General features: G+C 53.4%; 16 protein-coding genes. 7 read left to right on the top strand and 9 right to left on the bottom strand.

Annotation, left to right across the window (positions count from 1 at the left end; all coding sequences use genetic code 11):
* Window positions 1-469: 469 nt before the first annotated feature.
* The 3 genes from VMT71_05805 to VMT71_05795 all read left to right on the top strand — a co-directional run bounded on the left by VMT71_05805 (window position 470) and on the right by VMT71_05795 (window position 4,933).
* Complete coding sequence (locus tag VMT71_05805) at window positions 470-1,465, top strand: amidohydrolase family protein (protein ID HVN23465.1); 996 nt, start codon at window positions 470-472, stop codon at window positions 1,463-1,465.
* Window positions 1,466-1,656: 191 nt separating this feature from the next.
* Window positions 1,657-2,844 carry a CoA transferase gene (locus VMT71_05800; protein HVN23464.1) on the top strand — a complete coding sequence of 396 codons (1,188 nt, stop codon included), beginning with the start codon at window positions 1,657-1,659 and terminating at the stop codon, window positions 2,842-2,844.
* A gap of 19 nt (window positions 2,845-2,863) precedes the next feature.
* Window positions 2,864-4,933: an acetate--CoA ligase family protein gene (locus VMT71_05795; GenBank protein HVN23463.1), complete on the top strand. Its 2,070-nt coding sequence runs from the start codon at window positions 2,864-2,866 to the stop codon at window positions 4,931-4,933.
* 28 nt (window positions 4,934-4,961) lie between these two features.
* On the opposite strand, the gene VMT71_05790 is transcribed toward VMT71_05795, so the two are convergent.
* From VMT71_05790 to VMT71_05750, 9 genes are all read right to left on the bottom strand, one after another.
* The gene (locus VMT71_05790) at window positions 4,962-5,465 is read right to left on the bottom strand and encodes a DUF2124 family protein (GenBank protein ID HVN23462.1); all 504 of its coding nucleotides are present in this window, start codon (window positions 5,463-5,465) and stop codon (window positions 4,962-4,964) included.
* Window positions 5,466-5,511: 46 nt separating this feature from the next.
* The gene (locus VMT71_05785) at window positions 5,512-7,257 is read right to left on the bottom strand and encodes a CocE/NonD family hydrolase (GenBank protein ID HVN23461.1); all 1,746 of its coding nucleotides are present in this window, start codon (window positions 7,255-7,257) and stop codon (window positions 5,512-5,514) included.
* A 21-nt stretch (window positions 7,258-7,278) separates the two neighbouring features.
* Window positions 7,279-8,277, bottom strand: coding sequence for an aldo/keto reductase (locus VMT71_05780; GenBank protein HVN23460.1), 999 nt, complete (start codon window positions 8,275-8,277; stop codon window positions 7,279-7,281).
* Window positions 8,278-8,558: 281 nt separating this feature from the next.
* On the bottom strand, window positions 8,559-8,831 hold the full coding sequence (locus tag VMT71_05775; GenBank protein ID HVN23459.1) for an HU family DNA-binding protein: 273 nt from the start codon (window positions 8,829-8,831) through the stop codon (window positions 8,559-8,561).
* 392 nt (window positions 8,832-9,223) lie between these two features.
* The gene (locus VMT71_05770) at window positions 9,224-10,366 is read right to left on the bottom strand and encodes an acyl-CoA dehydrogenase family protein (GenBank protein HVN23458.1); all 1,143 of its coding nucleotides are present in this window, start codon (window positions 10,364-10,366) and stop codon (window positions 9,224-9,226) included.
* An 89-nt stretch (window positions 10,367-10,455) separates the two neighbouring features.
* Entirely contained in the window at window positions 10,456-11,178 is a 723-nt protein-coding gene (gene kdsB, locus VMT71_05765; protein HVN23457.1) for a 3-deoxy-manno-octulosonate cytidylyltransferase, read from the bottom strand.
* 153 nt (window positions 11,179-11,331) lie between these two features.
* Window positions 11,332-14,139 carry an excinuclease ABC subunit UvrA gene (gene uvrA / locus VMT71_05760; protein HVN23456.1) on the bottom strand — a complete coding sequence of 936 codons (2,808 nt, stop codon included), beginning with the start codon at window positions 14,137-14,139 and terminating at the stop codon, window positions 11,332-11,334.
* A gap of 18 nt (window positions 14,140-14,157) precedes the next feature.
* Window positions 14,158-14,553 carry a hypothetical protein gene (locus VMT71_05755; protein HVN23455.1) on the bottom strand — a complete coding sequence of 132 codons (396 nt, stop codon included), beginning with the start codon at window positions 14,551-14,553 and terminating at the stop codon, window positions 14,158-14,160.
* Window positions 14,554-15,000: 447 nt separating this feature from the next.
* A complete protein-coding gene (locus VMT71_05750; protein ID HVN23454.1) occupies window positions 15,001-15,327 on the bottom strand; it encodes a hypothetical protein in 327 nt (108 codons plus the stop codon).
* Window positions 15,328-15,507: 180 nt separating this feature from the next.
* Between VMT71_05750 and VMT71_05745 the strand changes: the two genes are divergently transcribed.
* The 4 genes from VMT71_05745 to VMT71_05730 all read left to right on the top strand — a co-directional run bounded on the left by VMT71_05745 (window position 15,508) and on the right by VMT71_05730 (window position 20,628).
* Window positions 15,508-16,419 carry a FadR/GntR family transcriptional regulator gene (locus VMT71_05745; protein HVN23453.1) on the top strand — a complete coding sequence of 304 codons (912 nt, stop codon included), beginning with the start codon at window positions 15,508-15,510 and terminating at the stop codon, window positions 16,417-16,419.
* Window positions 16,420-16,477: 58 nt separating this feature from the next.
* Window positions 16,478-17,500 carry a TRAP transporter substrate-binding protein gene (locus VMT71_05740; GenBank protein ID HVN23452.1) on the top strand — a complete coding sequence of 341 codons (1,023 nt, stop codon included), beginning with the start codon at window positions 16,478-16,480 and terminating at the stop codon, window positions 17,498-17,500.
* Window positions 17,501-17,705: 205 nt separating this feature from the next.
* Window positions 17,706-18,722, top strand: coding sequence for a TRAP transporter substrate-binding protein (locus tag VMT71_05735; GenBank protein HVN23451.1), 1,017 nt, complete (start codon window positions 17,706-17,708; stop codon window positions 18,720-18,722).
* 10 nt (window positions 18,723-18,732) lie between these two features.
* On the top strand, window positions 18,733-20,628 hold the full coding sequence (locus tag VMT71_05730) for a TRAP transporter large permease subunit (protein HVN23450.1): 1,896 nt from the start codon (window positions 18,733-18,735) through the stop codon (window positions 20,626-20,628).
* Window positions 20,629-20,929 lie beyond the last annotated feature (301 nt).

Genomic DNA, 20,929 nt, shown 5'->3' with positions numbered 1-20,929 from the left:
ACTCGTAGCGAGAACAGTCCGCATTGCAAAGGAACTGGGCTCGACCCCCGCAACGCCCGACGAGGCGCGGCGTATGCTCGGCATCCCGCCGCTTGCAGAATCGAAGAGGTGAGCGGAGCAGTGAGCCGTGAGAAAGCAGATGGAAGACCGCCTTCGGCTGGGAAGATGGGAGCTATAAAGATTGATGGACGAAGCGAAGTCCCCGAAGGGGGGGACGATCGTTCCGCTATCGCGGCACTCGGACGATGGAAGAGTTCAACCGGAGTGAGAACTGAGCCGTAGCTTTTTTCGCGCTCGCGGCGCAAGCTTCGCTCGGAGTTGCCATGATGGGTTTGATGCATTTCGGGGCGTTAGGAGTTGGGACTCGGAGGTAGTACTGGTGTACACCGACGAGTCACGGCGACGCGACAACGAAGAAAGGCGCAAACCCTAGTCATGACGGCTCCGACGAAAAACCAAGGAGGAGAGAGTGTTGAAGATAGACATCTATCCCCACATCATGCCTGTAAAGTACAAAGAACGGCTTTTCAAGAAAGCGAAGAAAAAATTCTATCTGCGCGATGTGACTGACGCCACACCCACCCTGTGGAACCTGGACGAGCGCTTCAGGATCATGGACAAATACGATGGCTTAAGGCAGGTGCTGACTATCGCTTCCCCCGGCCTTGAAGATGCAGTGGGGCCGAAGGAGGCGGTTACTTTAGCAAAGATAGCCAATGACGCAATGGCTGAACTGGTTGCGAAATATCCGGACAGATTTGTCGGAGCCGCCGCGTGCCTTCCGATGAATAACATTGATGCCGCACTTGCTGAGACAGACAGGGCAATAAAGGAGCTGAACTTCAAAGGGATTCAGCTCTACAGCCCTACCAAAGATAAGCCGATCGACCTCCCTGAATTTGTACCGCTCTACGAGAAAATGGCTGCCTACGATCTGCCTGTATGGATACACCCGAAACGCGAGATCGGTTCTGCGGATTACCGCAGTGAGAACCATTCCAAGTACTGGATATTCAGTATGTTCGGATGGCCCTATGAGACAACTGCTGCCATGACGAGACTTGTTTTCAGTGGCATCATGGAGAAGTACCCGACGCTCAAGGTCATAACGCATCATTGCGGAGGTATGGTTCCCTATTTTGCTGAGCGCATCATCGGCGGTCAGGACTATGCTGAAAAGTGCCTGAATGCAAAATTTAAAAAATGTCTTTCGAAACAACCTATAGACTACTTCCGCCAGTTTTACGCTGACACCGCTCTTTACGGAGGCACGCCCAGTCTGATGTGCGGCTACAGCTTCTTTGGCGCTGATCATGTGCTCTTCGCGACTGATATGCCGTATGACAGCGAAGGCGGTGACAGGTATACCCGGCAGACTATAGATGCTGTCGAACAGATGGAGATACCCGCAGCAGACAAAGTGAAGATTTTTGAAGGGAACGCGAAGAGAGTGCTCAATTTATGACAAATCCTAATATCGAATATCTAAATCCTAAACAATATCAAATGACCAAATTGTTCAAACATAAGAGAAACTAACGTGGCATTAGTTTTCCCTGTTTTGATATTCGATATTTGAGTATTGTTTGGAATTTCGATATTCGGATTTAGATATTAGGGATTAGAAATTGTTTTTTGTAGAGGAGGCTGAAGACGATGCGAGCTTTGGAAGGAGTGCGGGTCCTTGACCTGTCCCGGTTTCAGGCGTGCCCCCTTTGCGGCATGATGCTCGCTGATCTTGGGGCAGAGGTCATAAGGATCGAACAGCCCGAAGGCGCACCGGACAGAACCTGGGGGCAGACAGGACCTGACGGAGAAACACTCCTCTACAAAATTGTGGGGCGTAACAAGAAAGGCATTACACTCCGGATAGAACAAGCTGAAGGACTGGAGATCTTTCGACAGCTCGTTAAGAAATCGGACATTCTTTTACATAATTTCACGCCAGGAGCGCCTGTGGCGCGTGAGATGAGTTACGATCGGCTGAAGCCTATTAACCCGAAAATCATTATTGCTGCGGTGTCTGGTTACGGCCAGACAGGACCCGATGCCGAGAAACCCTGTTTTGATGCAGTCGCACAGGCGCGCGCCGGCAGCATGTTTCTCAATGGTTTTCCGGGAGATCCGCCCCTCAAGACAACGGTGACCAACATCGATGTGAGTACGGGTCTTATGGCAACGATCGGAGTCCTCACTGCCCTCCTGCATCGCGAAAGAACAGGCGAGGGTCAGGCCATTGACGTTTCGCTCTTCGATACAGCCTCTTTCGCCACGCAGGCCCTCGGAACCCTTCTCCTCCACCATCTATATGGAGAGATTCGTGTCCAGGTTGGAAACAGAGGTTTCCACTCGTACGCAGGCTGCCACAAAACAAAAGATAGATGGGTGATGATCAACCCCGCCACAAACACGATTTGGAAAAGATTCAGCAAGGCGATAGGCAGGCCGGATATGGCAGATGACCCACGGTTTGCAAGCGATATGGACCGCTTCCGCAACGCAGCGCTCATTGATCCTCCTGTCAAGGAGTGGGTGGAGCAGAGGACAGCGACGGAGGTGATTGCTGCCCTTGACAAGGCGCGTATCCCCTGCAGTATAGTCAATACAGTAGACGAGGCACTGGAGGATGCGCAGGTTTTGGCTCGCTCTATGGTCGTGCATCTGCGCTATCCGGGCCTGGGCGATCTTCCTGTTCCGGGGCTACCGATAAAGCTCTCCGCATCGCCTGCTTCCATTGATTTTGCAGCGCCGAAGCTTGGAGAGCACAATCAGGAGATCTATGGCAAACTCCTTGGGATGGACCAGGAGAACATTGAACGCTTGAAAAGAGAGGGCATCATCTGATGCGACTGGGGTGGTAGCGTTGCGACAGCTTTTTTATCCCCGAAGCCTGGTGATAACAGGTGTATCATCTTCTCCTGCCAATCTCGCGAAGCAGATAGTCGACAATCTCGACAGCGCAGGATACGCCGGTCAAATCTATTGCGTAGGCAGGCGCGCGGGCACATTGAACCAGAGACCGATCTTCGAGAGCCTCAGTGCGATTGACGCAACTCCTGACCTCGCTGTGCTCCTTACCCCTGCTGAAACAATACCGGCGGCCCTGGAGGAGTGCGGCAGGAAAGGTGTAAGGAGCGTTGTCATAGAAACAGGCGGTTTTACGGAATTCAGAGCAGAACGGGTGGCATTAGAAAAAGAGATCCTGGAGATGGCGACCAGATGGGGCATCACCTTCATGGGCCCGAACTGTGTCGGCATAATCAACACCGATAATGGCCTGGTGATGCCGTTTTATCCTGTTGAAGCGGCTGACATGGCGAAGGGTGGTGCCTCGTTCATTTCCCAGAGCGGCGGGCTCGTCCACGACTTTCTAAAGCGATGCAGTTACGAGAAGCTGCGCTGCGGAAAACTTTTGAGCATCGGTAATAAATTGATGCTTGATGAAAATGATTTCCTGGAATTCCTTATCACCGATCCCGTCACTCACAGTATTGGCATCTACCTGGAGAGTGTGACTGACGGCCGGCGGCTGATGGAGCTTGGCCGCTTATCCCAAAAACCGATTGTCGTGCTCAAAGGAAACAGGAGCCACGCAAGCCGGCAAATAGCGCAGTTCCACACGGCAGCGCTTGCGGGTGATGAGCGCGTGCTGGAGGCCGCACTCGGGCAGAGCGGTCTACACCGGGTGAGCACTCTGTCCGAAATGATAAGTCTCTTGAAGATATTCACGCTGCCGCTTCTCAAGGAAAGAAACCTGCTGCTTATCACTCGCTCAGGGGGACAAGCAGTATTGTTGGCTGACGCTGCCGCTCTCAGAGGATTCAACCTTGCCCCGCTTCCTTCGACCCTCGCAAATTTTGTACGTCAAAAGGTAAAGGCGGGAGTAATACGACCTACCAACCCTGTAGATCTGGGGGACGTTTTCGACATCCGTTCATACGCCGAGATGGTAGAACTGTCGCTGAAAGACCAAAGGATCGATGGCGTTCTCCTTTTCCACTACTTCCCCGTTGAGGAGAAGGAACTCACCGAAGCGCTCTTCCGGGAAACAGCCGACCTGTCGCGCGCGTATCAGAAACCGGTGGTCGTCTGCGTGCTTCCCGGAAGGAGAGAGATGCTTACGTTCGATCCTGAGCCCTACTTTCCTGTATATGAGGATGCGGATCAGGCTCTGGACGCGCTGGCTGTCTCGCTGCGCCACTGCGAAAATATGCAGAAGAGAATGCGTACACGGTCCCTTGAACATGTCACGCAGAAGAAACAACAGCGACACTCTACAAACGAGATCGCACCGGTATCCGAGATCATGCCTGCAGACGAGACCTTTGCTCTCCTTAAAGCCGCCGGGTTGGCGGCTGCAGACTACGCTATCGTCTCGCGAGTCGACGAAGCGCAGGCCGCGGCAGACAGAATAGGCTACCCCGTAGCCTTGAAAATCGTCTCCCCCGTTGTGCTGCACAAGACAGAGAAAGCAGGGGTGAAACTGAATCTCGGTGATGCTGCGTCTCTTGAGGCTGCTTTCGGGCACATGAAGGCAGACCGGTATCTTGTCCAGCGCATGGTTGGCGGGTGCGAGACCATCATCGGGGCAAAGAGGGACCCGCAGTTCGGGCCTGTTGTCCTTTTCGGCATGGGCGGGATGCTCGTGGAACTCTTTGATGATGTGGCGGTTCGCGTTGCTCCTCTGGATGAGGCCACGGCCGCGGAAATGGTGGATGAGATAAAGGGTTCAGTTCTTCTGGGCGGCTACCGCGGAAGCCCCGCCCTCGATAAGAAGGCCGTAGTGGATGCCCTCTTATGCGTGTCGCGCCTTCTCTTCGAAGATCCCTCGATTATCAACGTGGATGTGAATCCACTGGTTGTTCTTGAACGCGGAAAAGGTGCAGTTCTGGTGGATGCCAAAATAGAGCGCCTGGTATCGCCCGCAGACTAACCCCGCCGAAGGATGCATGCAGCCGTTACTATTTCTGTACCAACTCCAGTAGCGTGGGCCTTTTCATAGAAAATTCAAACAAAAAACGGATGGGCATCTGTTCGTGCCACTTGAGGCTTTCGAAAAGACGCGGCACGACCGTCTCTCCGATGATAACGCCGTTGTCGTCCAATCCATTCCTCACCAGCGTCAGCACATTCTCAAAGGGGACATCGACAAGGCCTGACATCAGAACGAGGATTCTGGCCTTAACGGCCTTTACCCTTTTTGTGGCAATCACGCCGACATCATCTACCGGTTCAAGGCGCCACACCTTCTTCAGGTCACCGCCTGACGCAAAATAGAGATTGAGCCCAAAGTCTGTGAGCTGGCAACTGAAAAACGTGGCCATGGCGTAACAGGCACCCTCACAGCCGGCCCAGACAAGCGCATCGCCCCTCTGGGCGCCAGTCCTTTCAATCATGGACCTGAAGATCGGGAACATGTCGGTGTGATCCTTGCCGGTGGACAACGCTTTTCTCTCCCAACTCATTCGATCCTCCCCTCTTCTCTGTAACGTCTGCGCCTGTTGCAGATGATCATTCGTTCTCCTCGATGACAGGCAGGAGAAGGTGCGACGGGTACTGCTGGCAACGGTAGATTTTGTGCACCACTGTCTTGCTTGAGCAGATGTGCCACGGAATATAGACCACTGCAGTATCTCCGCTGACCCCTGTGGGTATATCCAGGGAAGTTATCTCTACGCAGATTCTGTGATCTCGTTCAAAAAGGTTTGAGGTTGCAGCTAATTCCACGTCGTATTGACAAACCTCTCCCGGAACCACCGCCTTTTGCGCGCTGCGCGTCAATGGATGGAAGGGGCGTCCCGGAAGTGATTTGCCTTCGTCTATCGCTCTGTGAGAAGCCTTGAGCCACCCTCTTGTTAGTTCTCTCTCCGGCACTGCCGGTCGTTCCATTTCCCCTTCTCTTGCGGTCTGCACTGATACATCCGGGCCCACGTCCTTAAGAATGATGATCCAGTTCGTATCCTCCTGATCGATCTCTGCCCAGAAATGAAGTGAGAGAGGCCCGGTTACTTCCATGTCGTGCGGGAGAGGATCGGACATGTATCTCAGCTTCTGTACTGTTCGTGTCTGTGTGAGAGGCATCTGCGCAAAGCAGTCGGGCGCATCAATGCCGTCGAAGCTCAAAGGCGCGAAGGGCTCCCACCTGAGACGTTCCCATGAATCAAGGTAGAGTTTTTTCCACTGCGTTTGTTTCAATGGCCATTCATCCGCACGGCGCCAGTGGTTGGCCCCCATTACCCAGATCTTTACCTTGGGTTCTTCCATGACCCCTGTATCGATGCCCTTGAGCCAGTAATCGTACCAGCGCACGATCTCGTCATGGAAGGCAATCCACGGCCTCGGGAACTGAGCCGGTCCGTTCAGGAGCAGTTTTCTATGCGGAGCACCAGCTCCTTTCTCCCAGTATCTCAGGGCCGCAAACAAATGCTGTTTATAGGTGTAGGCGTACCATCCCGAACCCGTGTACATGGGGATATTGATCTTCTTCATTCCCTCTTCAACCTCGCCCTGATTTTCCTGCTCGTAAGGATGGATCAGGAAACGGAAGGTTCTCAGGTCGAGGTTGCCCTTCCTCTGGAGGAGATTAAACACGACCGGGTACATCCTGTTGTCCGGATTGCTGAAGGCCTCTTCCCAGAGCTTTTCTTCTCCGGGACTCAGCTTTATCTCGCGCTTGTTTTCTACGCTGTGCTTGATGAGCCCCAACAGAAACACGTGCATCACGCCGCCAGGGAACAAATCTCTGAAGGAGAAGTTGCCGGGATCGTAAGGGAAGATCGCCTTGAGGTGGGGAGGCCGGGTCATGGCAGCGATCATCTGACTCCTTCCGAAATCGGATATGCCTATCATACCTACGCTGCCGTCACACCAGGGCTGCTGTGCAATCCACTCAATCAGATCATACGCATCCATCCTACCCTCGACCCACCGATCTCCCGGTTCAGAATTGCCGAATCCTCTGGGGTTCGCGATCACGTGCGCGTAGCCTCTCGAGGTCAGGAACCTGGTATCGCCGGCCTCTGCAGCGCCGCACCATAACGGCGCCCACGCCGGCTGATTATGACAGGCTTCAACCGCCTCCGGGCTCTGCAGAAATTTATTGTGTGCGGCAAAAGCGAAGAGGGCTGGAAAACGTCCTTCATTATCAGGCCGGTAAACGTCGACGGCGAGTTTCACGCCATCCCTCATAGGGACCATGACGTCGATGCCTTCCACCTTTGTCTGGTATTGGGGTTGAGAACCCAAGTGTTCTTTCATCGATCTTCTCCTTGTGCCTTTTCAGCTTTCCCGTTCGCTGTCGAGATCTCGCAGGGACTCGGGCGCATAGCGTTCACCCTGCGCGGCTCCCGCTGGAACCGCAGCCTCGATACGGTCGAGGTCTGCTCTTGTCAGCGTGACCGCGCCCGCGCCGAGTGCCTCTGAAAGGCTCTCACGTTTGCGAGGTCCAACGAGAGGCACGATATCACTCCCCTGCGCTGCTACCCAGGCGATCGCGAGCTGTGCCACCGTAACGCCTTTCTCTTCGGCTACCGCGCGTAGCGATTCGACCAGCGCAAGATTCTGCTCCACATTGGGTGATGCGAAACGAGGGAACCGCACTGTTCGCGGATCGCCTGTGATCCTCTGCCTGTTCCAATGGCCGCTGATAAGGCCTCGCGACAGTACGCCATAAGCTGTTATTCCTATCTTCAGTTCCCTGCACACAGGAAGGATGTGCTTCTCGATTCCTCGCGAGACGAGGGAGTACTCTATCTGCAGATCGCTGATAGGATGCACTGAGGCTGCCTTGCGTATCGTTTCAGCTCCCACCTCGGATAGACCAACATGGCGAACGTAACCCGCCTTCACCATCTCACCTATAGTGCCTACGGTCTCCTCTATTGGCACCGTTTTATCAAGGCGCGCCGGCCGATAGATGTCCACGTAGTCCACGCCAAGCCGTTTGAGTGAATAGGCGAGAAAGTTTTTGATCGCCTGCGGTCGGCAGTCGTAACCGCTCCAGCCGCCCGAAGGGTCCCTCAGGGCGCCGAACTTCACGCTCAGTACAACGTCTTCCCGGCGCATGCCTCGCAGGGCTTCACGGATCAGTATCTCGTTGTGACCCATTCCGTAGAAATCGCCTGTATCGAGTAACGTAACGCCCGCGTCAAGAGCAGCCCTGATGGTGGCGATGCCCTCAGCCTCATCGGCAGGGCCGTACAGGCCGGACATGGCCATGCAGCCTAACCCGATCGCGGAAACCCGCGGTCCATGTGCGCCTAGCTTCGTGGTATTCATAAACGATCTCCTTTAGCTTTCCTGAGCACAATATAATAATTGTACACTACCGGGCTGAATGATGGCGATTATTAATATTGGGATGTTCAGGATGTGAAAGGAAAACACCACATTGCCACCAGGAAGGTGGATGGATGTGAGTGCCGCACTAATGCGATACTGGTTTTAGAAACCCGCTGACGATGTCTCTCGGCAGCTTCGGACGGATACCTGAGGCGCCTTCCTTGTCCGGAAGAAACAGCGAAGACTTCCGGGTATCCGTCCCGGCGTCGCGCTATTTCTTACTTGACGGCTTTCTTAAGTGCCTGGCCGGCCGAAAATTTCGGAGCCTTTCTCGCAGGAATCTTTATCTCTTTGCCTGTCTGCGGATTTCTCCCCTTCCGTGCTTTTCTCTGCGTGACAGAGAACGTACCGAAACCGATAAGAGTGACCTTCTCCCCTTTCTTCAGGGCTTTCTTTACCCCGTCGATAAAAGAATCGAGCGCTTTGTTTGCAGCCACCTTGCTGATCTTGCACTCTTTCGCCATCTTATCGATAAGCTCTGTCTTTGTCATGATCCCCTCCTCAGGTGGATAGATGTAGCGCACTCCTACAAGCACGCACTCTTTTAATAGCACGACTTTACCGTCTGCACAAGTGTTTTCTGCAAAATCGAAGAAGAAAATTAATACCGGGCATACCTGCTTCTACCCTTATATTTGGGGCGGAGCGGCTGGTATAGATTCCCACGGGCGAGCCCGCGGTACTCGTAGCACGCGTTCGCGCGAACTGATCATGCATTCACCCACGCTTGAAAGCGTGGTCCTCTGCTAGCTCGACGCCGCCGCCCGTGGGATCTATCTAGCGAGCACGGCTCGCGAGAGGGGGAGGGCCGGGTACCCGCGTGCGGGTGGCGGCTTTGCCACTGGAGGGGGCGACGCGAGCCCCACAAATAGTTGAGCGGAGATCAGTAGAGCATCTTTGCGATGATGTTCTTCTGTATGTTGCGGGTGCCTTCGTATATCGATGTAATGCGTATATCCCTGAGGGCTCCCTCAAGGCCCTGGTCGCGCATATAGCCGTAGCCGCCAAGGACATCGATGGACCTGTTCATTAGCCATATCGCTGCTTCGGGTATTGCCAGTTTCGCCATAGACGCGTACATGCTTGCTTCCCGGTCCTTCTTATCGTAAAGCCAGGCAGTCTTGTAAAGGAGGGTCCGGCACTTTTCTATCTCCACGTACATATCCACCAGTTCGTGCTCGATTGACTGGAACTGGATGATGGGCCTGCCGAACTGTTTTCTTTTCTTTGCGTAGTCCGCTGCTTTTTCATACCCGTAGAGCATGCCGCCGAATGCCTGTGCCGCTATCACTATTCTGCTGAGTTCGAATCCTGCAAGCGCGGCTTTCTTCCCCTTGCCGCGCTGGCCGAGCACGTGGTCTTTCGGTATACGGAAATCACTGAAAACAAGCTCTCCCGACGCCGTGGTGTTGATGCCCATTTTTCTGCCGAGATCGTTTATCTCAAATCTCGTGGGGCCGTTTTCATTGATCTGTTCTTTGTCAAAGACCACAGCGGTGAAACGCTCTCCATCCTTTGCAAGCACGGTATAGAAGTCTGCATAACCAGCATTTGTGGTAAAAGTCTTTGAGCCGTTCAGGATAAAAGAATCATCCTTCTCCTCAATTCTAGTCTTCAGTGTTCCGATGTCGCTCCCGCTGTCCGGCTCTGTTACGCTGAAAGCAGGGATGTACCGTCCCTCTATCAGCGGACGTATATATTTTTCCCTCTGCTCCTTTGTTCCGGAAATGTCAACGACAAAGCTGGGGATATAGCCCAGGCTCAGAGCCATCCCCATGCCTGGCAATCTTCTGCACATCTCAGTGACGGCGACAACGTGGCCGAGGGCTCCGTAGCCCGAGCCGCCGATGTCCTCGGAGAAGCCTGCGCCTATGATGCCAAGTTCGCCGATTTTTCTGAAGAGTTCCCTGGGATAGCTGTGCTCATCCTCGAGTTTCTGGAGATAGTCCAGTTCCAGTTCCTTCTCGGCGAATTCTCTCACCGCTTGCTCTACGTCTCTTAAGTCGTTGCCGATATCAAAGTCCATAGGGTGCACACAAACAGGTGTATGTTAACAATTTCGCCATATCTTTTCTATCAAATTCTCAGCGTAGCTTCAGGTGGCGATAGGTCTTCCTAGCTTGTGCTGAGCAGCGATGTTGCACGGGCGAGATCTTCAGGAGTATCGACGCTGACACCGTCGTACTCAACAACAAGCACTTTGATCTTATATCCGGCTTCGAGCGCGCGCAGTTGTTCGAGCGATTCCATCTGCTCCAGCTTTCCTTTGGGCAGGTTCACGAACCTCTCCAGAAATGAGCGCGAGAAGCCATAAATGCCAATGTGCTTGTACACGTCAGCGCCGGCAGGTTTCTGCGGAAAAGGGATAAGCGATCGGGAAAAGTAGAGTGCAAAGCCGTGCTGGTCGAGAACGACCTTCACTGTATGCGGATTATTCAATTCACTCTTGTCTTTCACGGGCGTGCAGAGGGTCGCCATGTCGAGCGACTCCTCCTCAATGACTGAAAAGAGAGTGTCTATCATGTCGCCCCTTATCGAGGGTTCATCTCCTTGCACATTTACAATGATATCAGCGTCGCGTCCTTTGATTGCTTCATGCACCCGGTCAGTGCCGGAAGCGCAATCGACAGGAGTCATAACTACTGACGCCCCGAAAGAGACAGCGGCATCCCGTATGCGCGCATCGTCTGTCGCGATCAAGGTCTCCTGCTTCAAGGTGGATGTGCCGGCGCGTTCGTATACCCACTGTATGAGCGGTTTTCCGGTGATTGGCGCGAGCGGTTTACCGGGAAGCCTCGTGGACGCATATCGTGCGGGTATCACGATCACTCTTCTCATGAAGTAAATCCTGGACGCCAGTGTCTAAATCCTAAACAAATCCCAATTTTCAAAACTCTCAAACCAAAGGCTTTGGCGGTACAGCCGCGTTCAGAACATTTGGCATTCGGTGATTTGAGATTATTTAGAATTTGGTGCTTGGAATTTTTCATTTTAGCTTCCATGCAGGTACCGCTTGAGAAAAGCCCCGGTGTAGCTTTTGCGAGTTGCCATCACTTCTTCCGGTGATCCTTTCGCTATGATGGATCCGCCCCGGTCGCCCCCTTCAGGACCAAGATCGACGATATAGTCGGCGCACTTGATGACGTCCATGTTGTGCTCGATGACAACAACCGTGTTGCCCCTCTCGATCAGCTCGTTCAAGACGAAAAGAAGCTTGTCGATGTCCACGAAATGAAGGCCGGTCGTAGGCTCGTCCAGGATGTAAAGCGTGCGGCCCGTGTCTCGCTTGGAGAGTTCTCTGGAAAGCTTTATGCGCTGCGCTTCACCGCCTGAGAGCGTGGTTGCCGCCTGACCCAGGCGAATGTAGCCAAGTCCGACTTCGTAGAGCACCTTCAGTTTGTTCCTGATCTGCGGAACTGCATCAAAGAACTCCATTGCCTGCGTTACGGTCATCCCCAGAACATCGGCAATATTCTTTCCCCGGTATTCAACTTCCAGGGTGTCGCGGTTATAGCGTTTGCCGCGACACGTGTCGCAGACGACGTACACGTCGGGCAAGAACTGCATCTCGATTTTGACGAAGCCCTCTCCCTCGCAGGTCTCACACCTTCCGCCTTTCACGTTGAAACTGAATCTGCCTTCCTTATAGCCGCGCATTCGTGATTCAGGCAGCTTTGTAAAGAGTTCCCTGATGAAGGTGAAGACTCCCGTGTAGGTGGCAGGGTTTGACCTGGGCGTACGGCCTATGGGTGACTGGTCTATGTCGATGACCCGATCTATTGCCTGCCATCCTGTGATGGTGTCCAACTCCCCGGCGCGGTCCTTGGACCGGAAGAGCTTCTGCTTCAGGAGAGGGAAGAGCGTATCGATGATGAGGGAACTTTTTCCCGAGCCGGATACGCCTGTTACGCAGGTGAGCACGCCGAGCGGAATATCCACATCGATGTTTTTCAGGTTGTGGGCGCGTACTCCCTGCATGCGGATGAATTCTTCCGCTTTTCTTCTCTTCCCGGGCGTGACTATTTCCAGCCGCTTTGACAGGTATTGGCCCGTGAGCGAATGTTCATCCCGGGCCAGCGCAGCCGGTGTTCCGGCAAAGACGAGATTGCCGCCGTTCTCCCCTGCGCCCGGACCGAGGTCGATTACATAGTCAGAGAGGAGGATCGTGTCGTAGTCGTGCTCCACCACCACCACGGTATTGTCCAGGTCTCTCAACCTCTTGAGGGTGGCAAGGAGGCGCTCGTTGTCCCGCTGGTGAAGGCCGATGCTGGGCTCATCCAGCACGTAGAGCACTCCTGTGAGCCCCGAGCCGATCTGTGTGGCCAGTCGTATCCGCTGCGATTCGCCCGCGGAGAGCGTAGCAGAGTTGCGCTCAAGGGTGACGTAGTCAAGACCCACGTCTATGAGAAACTTCAAGCGGGAGCTCACCTCTTTGAGAATATTCCGGGCGATCTCCTTTTCCTTCTCCGGCAGTTCCAGATCCCCGAAGAAGCGGTGCTCCTGGGCGATGGTCATCTGCGTGACCTCGTGGATGTTCGAACCACCAACCTTGACCCAGAGCATCTCCTTCTTGAGGCGTGCACCCTTGCACGTCGGACACGGAATGAGATTGATAAAGCGCTCATATTTCTCCTTCTCCCAGAAGGCTGCGTTCTCCCTCTCCCGCTCCAGTTCGGGTATCACCCCATCGAACGGCCGTTTCACAAAATGGACCCGCTGTCCACGCTCCACCTGGAACTCGATCTCATCATTGCCTGAGCCGTGAAGAATCACATCTTGCACCTGCTTGGGCAGGTCCTTGAAAGGCTTGCGTATATCGACCTTATAGTGCTTGACGAAGGCCTCCAGGAATGGCATGAAGGCAACAGGGTTCTTTTCGCCCCATGGCACCACTGCACCTTCCCTAAGCGATAATTCCTTGTTCGGTACAACGAGATCAGGATCGAAGAATTCTTTGACCCCGAGGCCGAGACACGCGGGGCAGGCGCCATACGGGTTGTTGAACGAGAACATCCTGGGCTCAATTTCCGGATAACTTATGCCGCAGTCGGGGCACGCGAATTTTTCGCTGAAGACGAGCGTCTCCTTTTCCAGCTCTATCTTAACGATGCCGCCCGCCTTGTTGAGCGCCAGCTCTACAGCCTCGGTCAGACGTCGCTCGATGCCCTCCCTGATCGTGAGCCGGTCGATGATGATCTCTATCTCATGCTTCTTGTTCTTGTCGAGTACTATAGTTTCCGAAAGATCGACCACCTTGCGGTTCAGCTTGATCTTCGTGAAGCCCTGCCGCCTGAGATCGTCAAGCTCTTTTCGATATTCTCCCTTTCGTCCGCGAACTATCGGCGCAAGCACAGTCAGCTTGGTGCCGGGGGCCAGAGCGAGTATCGCGTCCACGATCTGCGGCGCATGCTGACTCTTTATCTCCTTGCCGCAGCCGTAGCAGAAGACGTGTCCGATCCGCGCGAAGAGAAGCCTCAGATAATCATATATTTCAGTGACCGTACCGACGGTGGAACGCGGGTTTTTGCTGATACTCTTCTGCTCGATACTGATGGCAGGCGACAAGCCTTCGATGTAATCGACATCGGGTTTTTCCATCAGTTCGAGGAACTGGCGTGCGTATGCCGAGAGAGACTCCACGTAGCGCCGTTGTCCCTCTGCATAGATGGTATCAAAGGCGAGGGAAGATTTTCCGGATCCGCTCGGTCCGGTAATGACGGTGATTTTGTTCCTCGGGAGCTCAACGTCGATATTCTTGAGGTTATGCTCCCGGGCCCCTTTTACAAAGAGTTTGTCCACGGTATTTTGGAGGATAAGCTAGATGTTCTGCGCCTTCTTCCAGCCTTCTTTCTTCAGTCGTTCGACGCGACTATTTGCCCATTTCTTGAATTCGTCCATGTAACGTTTCGGGTCCTGATTTCTCAGGCTTATGATCCGGTCTCTCTCTTTCGGGAGGTCAACCTGGTCGGTAGGAGTGGTGCCCGTCCATGACGCCAGGCCCTGCATAAAGAGAAATTCAGGAGTAATCTTCGAGGGGTCTTTGTGCGCATGTTCGCCATAGAAGCGCGCGACGTCCATGTCGTATTCGATGATCCAGCCATTGTCCCTGACCATTGTCTTTTCGTTGAATGGTACATTCTTCGACTCTTCCGGGCAGTATATAGCTGTGATGACTTCCTCGGGAATGATGCAGTCGATGGAAAGTCCGACCATATGTTTCCCACACGAGCATGATCTCTGTGACATGATCATCATAGTGTCACCTCTGAAAGGGTCTTCTGAAGCGCCATAGTGTAACAAAGCCGGGAGTGAATTTCAAACGCCGGAGCGGTCGCGTAAATACCACCAAAGAAAGCCTTTTCTCGCTTTTCAACACAAACTGTTCAAATCTCTGTGAATAACCAGTGATCGGCGAAGGATAAATAGTTGACAATACTGAAGCGAGTCCGTTTTGCTCATTTGTGGTGCACTCTGAAAAACTTCAATGGTTACGCGGTATATTCAAAGATTAAAATCTCTCAATATTTGTCCGCGATGGGAAAACTGCTCGCGAGAAAAAGCGTTACTTTTCTCTAGCTTACAATCCGCCTTTTTGAAGAGGTCAGAGAATGGCTGCCGGTGCGGGGTTTGTGGCCTGAGCCGTGGCAAAAGGCCGCTGGATCAGGGAAATATCGTGCCGTCATCCGGGAAATACCCCAGAGGCCGGGTGAACGTGAACTTGAAAGGCTCTGCGACCAATTTCTGTGCAACGACGCCCGTGCTGCCACTCGGAACGGATACCGGAAGAAAGGCCACCATCAGCACAGTACCGATTGCAGTCGCAATAAGAGCGAACGGGCGAACCAATATGAAATCGCCGATTATCGCACCTGCCGCAGGGGCCGGCGCATTATCGGGCGGAGCCCCCATATCATCCTGGCCACGAGCACTCAGAACCGGAGTTATCAGGAGAACCAATAACAACCAGCACGTGATCAGCCGTTTCATAACTTTCCTCCCCCTCGATGTATTGAGGCGAACATGTACTTGGACGCTCTTATTATCCTACAACATTTCTCAGCCGGAGAGAAAGTATTCACGGCGCGAGCACTTGTCAATCCTTGGGGCTCGCGTGCACGGACGACGCGTGGAACGAGAGTACCGCGGGCTTGGCCGTGGGCTCCGGAGATGAAACAAGTCTGCCAGAAAGTCTGCCAGAAAGTTGTTGACAACGATAAGGATAAATGTCTTAATGTAAGACAGATGCCCCACGCGACAGATAAGAAACGAGCGGCCGGCATGGACCAACGCGTAAACTCGGGGGATTTCAGAGACGAACCACGGGTTTTTGCCCCGCTCAAGCCGCAGCGACTCTCCGAAGAAGTCTACCGTCAATTGAAAGAGGCAATACTGGGAGGATACTACAAACCGGGAGACCGGCTCCCTTCCGAGAAGGCATTCTGTGAAACCTTCGGCGTGGGAAGGCCGGTGATACGGGAGGCGCTGCGCTCACTGGAGAACTCGGGACTTATTTCGGTCCGTCCCGGCGCGGGCGGTGGCGCCTTTGTTCAGAAGATCGATTCGAGCACTCTTGCGGGCATGTTCGAAGGTATCATTAAAATGGACAAGGTCTCCCTCGAAGAAATCACAGAGGCGAGGCTGGCATTAGAGATGGGATCGTTGCCCCTGGTCTTCGAGCACATCAATGCGGAACACCTCGACGAGCTTGAGCAGAACCTGAAAGAGGTGCGGGACAATCTTGAGCGCGGCGTCAGGGGGAAGAGAAATCTTGGCTTCCATGTAATATTGCTTAAAGCAAGCGGCAACCAGCTTCTCAGCAAGATTGGCGAAGCCTTGATGGGTCTCATGAGCAGTCTGCTTGAGGAGTACGAGTATAGCACCCAAAGGTCGCAACAGATCCTCAAAGTGCACGAGCACTTGATCCATCTTTTGAGAACGAAACGGTTCGAAGAAGCGTCACGGATCCTCGAATCCCACATTCATGATACCTTCCATCTTTTTAGGAAGCATCGCCATAATAACGGCCCCGGCCGCAGAATGGGGCGGAAGGGGGCAAACAGCCCAGGTGGCAGCAGGTGACGCAGCCCACGAGAATAACACGCGTGCGCGTGACAAGCTCTTGGAAGGAGGTATAGCCATGGGAAATAGACAAAGAATGACAGTAGTGGTCGTGATCTGTCTTGGTATCATGATAAGCGTGTGCAGCATGGGTTTCGCTGCCCCCATCGACATAAAGATCACCACGGTACAGTTGCGGCAGCAGCAGATGGGAGAGGCTATCGAACGTCTGGCCAAATATATCAACGCAGATCCGAAACTGAAGGACAAGGTGCGGGTGAGGACATATCCTGCGGCGCAGCTCTACACGGGTCAGGAAGAGACCCAGGCGGTGATCAAGGGTGAGATACAGATCGCATTTGTGATCGGATCCCAGCTCGAGCCGATCGATCCCGCGCTGGAGCTGATCAAACTTCCGTTCCTATTTCCGGATGTCGAGACGAGCTACAAAGTGCTTGAGGGCTCGGTGGGAAAGAAGCTTTTCTCCAAGATGGATCAGAAGGGGCTTGCGGTTCTCGGCATGGTCTCTTCGGGAGATGTGGCGATATCCAACAGCAAAAGACCTATCGTGAACGTCGAAGATTTCAAGGGTCTCAAGATGAGGTCATTCGGACGCATGGGTGCTGCGACTCTGAAGGCGCTAGGCGCCATGGCTATTGTGACTGCATCAGAGGAAACGTATACCGCTCTTCAGCAGGGCGTGATCGACGGATGTACCACCCCCGCAGTTGTCTTTCTCGCGAGGAAATATTATGACGTGCAGAAGTATGTGAGCGCAGCCGGTATGATGAATGCCACGCACGTGTTCATGATCGGGAACAAGGCTTGGTGGGAGGGGCTTCCGCCCGACGTGAGGACTGCCCTTAACGGTATTATCGGGCGGTTGGTAAAAGAGATGCGTGTGGAAATAGAGGTGGATAACAAGAAGGTATTTGAGCAGATCGCGGCAAAAGGATGCCAGGTGCACGTGCTCACGCCTGCCGAGCAGGCGGCTTTCAAGAAAGCGCTTCAGCCAGTCTACACAGAGTTCGCGCCTATCGTAGGCGCCGATCTTGTCAAAGAGGCGCAGCGCGAAGCGGAGAGGCTGAGCAAAACAAAGTGAATACCGATTCGCCTTCAAGCGCATACCTTCGTTGTCGCTGTGTCGCTTTTCCTCGACGTACTCTAGTACGCCTGCGGCAAACTCCTCGCTGCCGTCTCGGTCTGTATCTTGAATGCGAATCGGTATCCAGCCATTGCCGGAAATGAGTGCGGCGAAGTCGTTGGAGCAGCTTGGATTAGAATTAGAGATAACATAGGGGGAAGCCATGAAAATTATTTTCGTGCTTTGGTTGGGCGTATTGCTGGTCGCGCTTTCGGTTGGCCTGCCCGAGAACGGTATGGCAGCGCCTGTTGATGTCAAAATCACCACGATTCAGCTCCGCACCCAGCAGATGGGAGTCGGCATCGAGCGTTTCGCAAAATACGCAAAGGAGCAGCTCGGGGACAAGGTCCGCGTGAGAACGTACCCCGCGGCCCAGCTCTACACAGGCCAGGAAGAGCTGCAGGCGGTAATCAAGGGCGAGATTCAGATGGCCTATATTATAGCCTCTCCCTTTGACACTTTCGTTCCTGCTACGCAGGTGGTGAAACTCCCCTATCTGTGCCCGGACATTGAGACGTCGTACCGGCTCTGGGAAGGGCCCATAGGGAAAAGACTTACCGGGATGCTGGAAAAGAAAGGCGTGGGGTTACTCGGCATAGTCTCCTCGGGCACGGTGGTTGTCTCGAACAGCAAACACCCCATCAAGAAAATTGAAGATTTCAAGGGCATCAAGATGCGATCGTACGGGCCAATGGGTGCCAGCACTATAAAAGGGCTTGGTGCAATGGCCGTGGTCACCGCATCGGAGGAAACCTATTCTGCGCTCCAGCAGGGAGTGATAGACGGGGCAATGACACCAGCCTCTGTCTTTTTTGACCGCAGATACTACGATATTCAAAAGTATGCAACAAACCCGGGCAACATGAATGCGACGTTCGTCTACCTGATCGCAAACGGCCAATGGTGGGGGCAGCTCCCCGGTGATATTCGTACAGGGTTGCAGAAAGCCATAGACAGGCTGGTGAAGGAACAGCGGACGGAGATCGAGCGGGAAGACAAGAGCATATTCGAGCAGATTGCCGGCAAAGGAGTGCAGGTGGTGACATTGACTGCCGCAGAGCAAGCGCCATGGAAGAAAGCTCTCCAGGTGGTCTATACGGAATTCAGCAATGAGATCGGGCCTGAGATCGTGAAAGAGGCTCAGCAGGAAGTTGAAAAAATGACAAAGACAAAGCGGTAGGGGTGGTCAAATGGGTGGTGAAGATGCAACCATAGGTGAGAGCCTGGATGCGCCGCTGGGCAAAGGCGGCCGTTTCATGGCTCGCTGGGATTACATAGAGAAGTGGATAGCCGGAGGGCTCATCATGCTTGCCCTCTGTCTGTCATTCTATAGCGTCGCAGCGCGCTACATCTTCCATTGGTCTCTTGATTGGTCGGACGAGATATCGGTCTATATGGTCGTGTGGGCGGTTTTCTTCGGCGCGAGCTCTCTTATGAAGAAAGATGAACACGTGCGCGTCGATCTCTTCATTCAGAGAATCTCCGAGAAACGCCAGAATATTCTCCATTTCTATCACGGTATTCTCGCCATCGGATTCTTGGCGGTCGTTACCTATGGCGGCTGCATGCTCATCCAGAAGGCTTATCAAACACAGATTACATCGGAGAGCTATCTCAAGTTTCCGATGTATCTGCCGTACCTGATCATGCCCCTGGGAGGTGCGCTGCTTACGATCCGCATGATTGAACGGCTGATCATGCTCTATGGCAAACTGAGGACGTATCAAGGCCTCTGGCGCGATCCCGTTATTTATGGACTCATCGCACTCTCTCTCATCCTCCTTTATGTGCTCAAGCTGGACATCGATGTCACTCTTGCGATGGTCATGCTTCTGATCATCATGCTGTTCCTCGGCATGCCCGTAGCCTTCAGCCTGGGGATCGCCTCTCTTGCTTGTCTAATGGCCTTCAACCTGATAAAGATGGACGGCATCGCGCCCAAAATGTTCTGGGCAATGAATAAATTCACGTTAATCGCCATACCTTACTTCATCGTTGCCGGCAACTTGATGATGAAGGGGGGACTCGCAAAGCCGCTACTGGAACTGGGCTACTCCTTTCTCAAACGGCTGGACGGCGGTCTTGCCATTGCTGTCATGTTCGCTGCTGTTATTTTCTCGGCCATTTCAGGTGTGAGCGCTGCTCTCGCCGCGACCCTCGGCCTTATCGCGATTCCATGGATGATGGAAAAAGGTTATCCCAAAAGATTCTGCATGGGCCTGATCGGCGCCGGTGGTACGCTCGATATCCTGATACCTCCTTCAACGATTCTGATCATCTATGGCACGGTCTCGGGTGATTCGATCTCAGACCTGTATATCGCGGGATTCCTTCCCGGATTTTTACTGGCCGCAGCCATGTGTGTCCAGGTCTGGTTCATGTGCAGGCGTAATAAATTTGGGCAGCCCGCGCCCGAGGATAAATTTTCGTGGAAGGAAGTGGGTACGAAATTCAAGAGTGCCATATGGGCGCTCCTCATGCCCATTCTCATCATGGGCGGTATTTACAGTGGTATTTTCACGGTCACGGAAGCATCTGTCGTTTCAGTGTTCTATGCTGCGGTGGTCTGTATTTTTATCTACCGCAACATCGGATTCAAAGAGGTCGTCGCAATACTCAATGATTCGGTCGTGCTCACTTCGATGATCTATTTCATACTCATGTGCGCAACGCTATTCGGCTTCCTGGTAACCATGGAGCAGCTCTCCAATCGTCTGCTGGAGGTCATAGCGGCTTACGATCTTCGCCCCTGGATGTTCCTGGCGATCATGAACATCTCCATTTTCATCATGGGAATGTTTTTGACGCCTGCGACGAAAATTCTGATTGTGGTGCCAATCGTCTATCCCATTCTGCAGAAGCTGGGAATCAGCGGCATCCACTTCGGGATCCTGATGACGATCAACATGGAGCTTGCGTTTCTCATGCCCCCCATCGGCATGCATCTTTATGTCATGAGTGCGGTCTGCAAGGAGCCGCTCAACGAGGTGGTCAAAGGCGTGCTGCCCTTCTTCCTCCTGCTCCTCGTAGGCATGTTTGTCATTACCTATATTCCTTGGATCAGTTTGGTGTTTCTGAAACACTAGCTAGGAACGGTGAACCGTAAGCTGTGAGCAGTAAGCAGTGAGCAGTAAGCAGCTAAGAGCGAGAGGACAGAGAAAGCAGAAGCCGAGTACTTACGAGAAAGGACGAGACAAGGAAAGCCAACGAGTAGCAAGCAGTCAGAAGATGTTGTGTTACTGCTCACTGCTTACTGCTCACTATTCACTAAATAGGAGACGAATATGGGATACACAGCAGTTGAAAAGATTCTGATGAAGCATTCTGTGAAGCCTGTGGACACAGTAACACCCGGCGAGATCCTGACCTGCCGGATCGATTACGCAG

It is taken from the genome of Syntrophorhabdales bacterium (genome assembly GCA_035541455.1).
Lineage (GTDB): Bacteria > Desulfobacterota > Syntrophorhabdia > Syntrophorhabdales > WCHB1-27 > JADGQN01.
Note: the sequence above shows the minus strand (reverse complement) of the source record. Positions and strands in the feature narration are given on the sequence as shown.

Coding starts and splice junctions, on each gene's coding strand:
- VMT71_05800 (HVN23464.1), top strand. CDS start 1,657: ATGCGAGCTTTGGAAGGAGTGCGGGTCCTTGACCTGTCCCGGTTTCAG.
- VMT71_05790 (HVN23462.1), bottom strand. CDS start 5,465: ATGAGTTGGGAGAGAAAAGCGTTGTCCACCGGCAAGGATCACACCGAC.
- VMT71_05785 (HVN23461.1), bottom strand. CDS start 7,257: ATGAAAGAACACTTGGGTTCTCAACCCCAATACCAGACAAAGGTGGAA.
- VMT71_05780 (HVN23460.1), bottom strand. CDS start 8,277: ATGAATACCACGAAGCTAGGCGCACATGGACCGCGGGTTTCCGCGATC.
- VMT71_05775 (HVN23459.1), bottom strand. CDS start 8,831: ATGACAAAGACAGAGCTTATCGATAAGATGGCGAAAGAGTGCAAGATC.
- VMT71_05770 (HVN23458.1), bottom strand. CDS start 10,366: ATGGACTTTGATATCGGCAACGACTTAAGAGACGTAGAGCAAGCGGTG.
- kdsB (HVN23457.1), bottom strand. CDS start 11,178: ATGAGAAGAGTGATCGTGATACCCGCACGATATGCGTCCACGAGGCTT.
- VMT71_05755 (HVN23455.1), bottom strand. CDS start 14,553: ATGGTCGGACTTTCCATCGACTGCATCATTCCCGAGGAAGTCATCACA.
- VMT71_05750 (HVN23454.1), bottom strand. CDS start 15,327: ATGAAACGGCTGATCACGTGCTGGTTGTTATTGGTTCTCCTGATAACT.
- VMT71_05745 (HVN23453.1), top strand. CDS start 15,508: ATGAAACAAGTCTGCCAGAAAGTCTGCCAGAAAGTTGTTGACAACGAT.
- VMT71_05740 (HVN23452.1), top strand. CDS start 16,478: ATGGGAAATAGACAAAGAATGACAGTAGTGGTCGTGATCTGTCTTGGT.
- VMT71_05735 (HVN23451.1), top strand. CDS start 17,706: ATGAAAATTATTTTCGTGCTTTGGTTGGGCGTATTGCTGGTCGCGCTT.
- VMT71_05730 (HVN23450.1), top strand. CDS start 18,733: ATGGGTGGTGAAGATGCAACCATAGGTGAGAGCCTGGATGCGCCGCTG.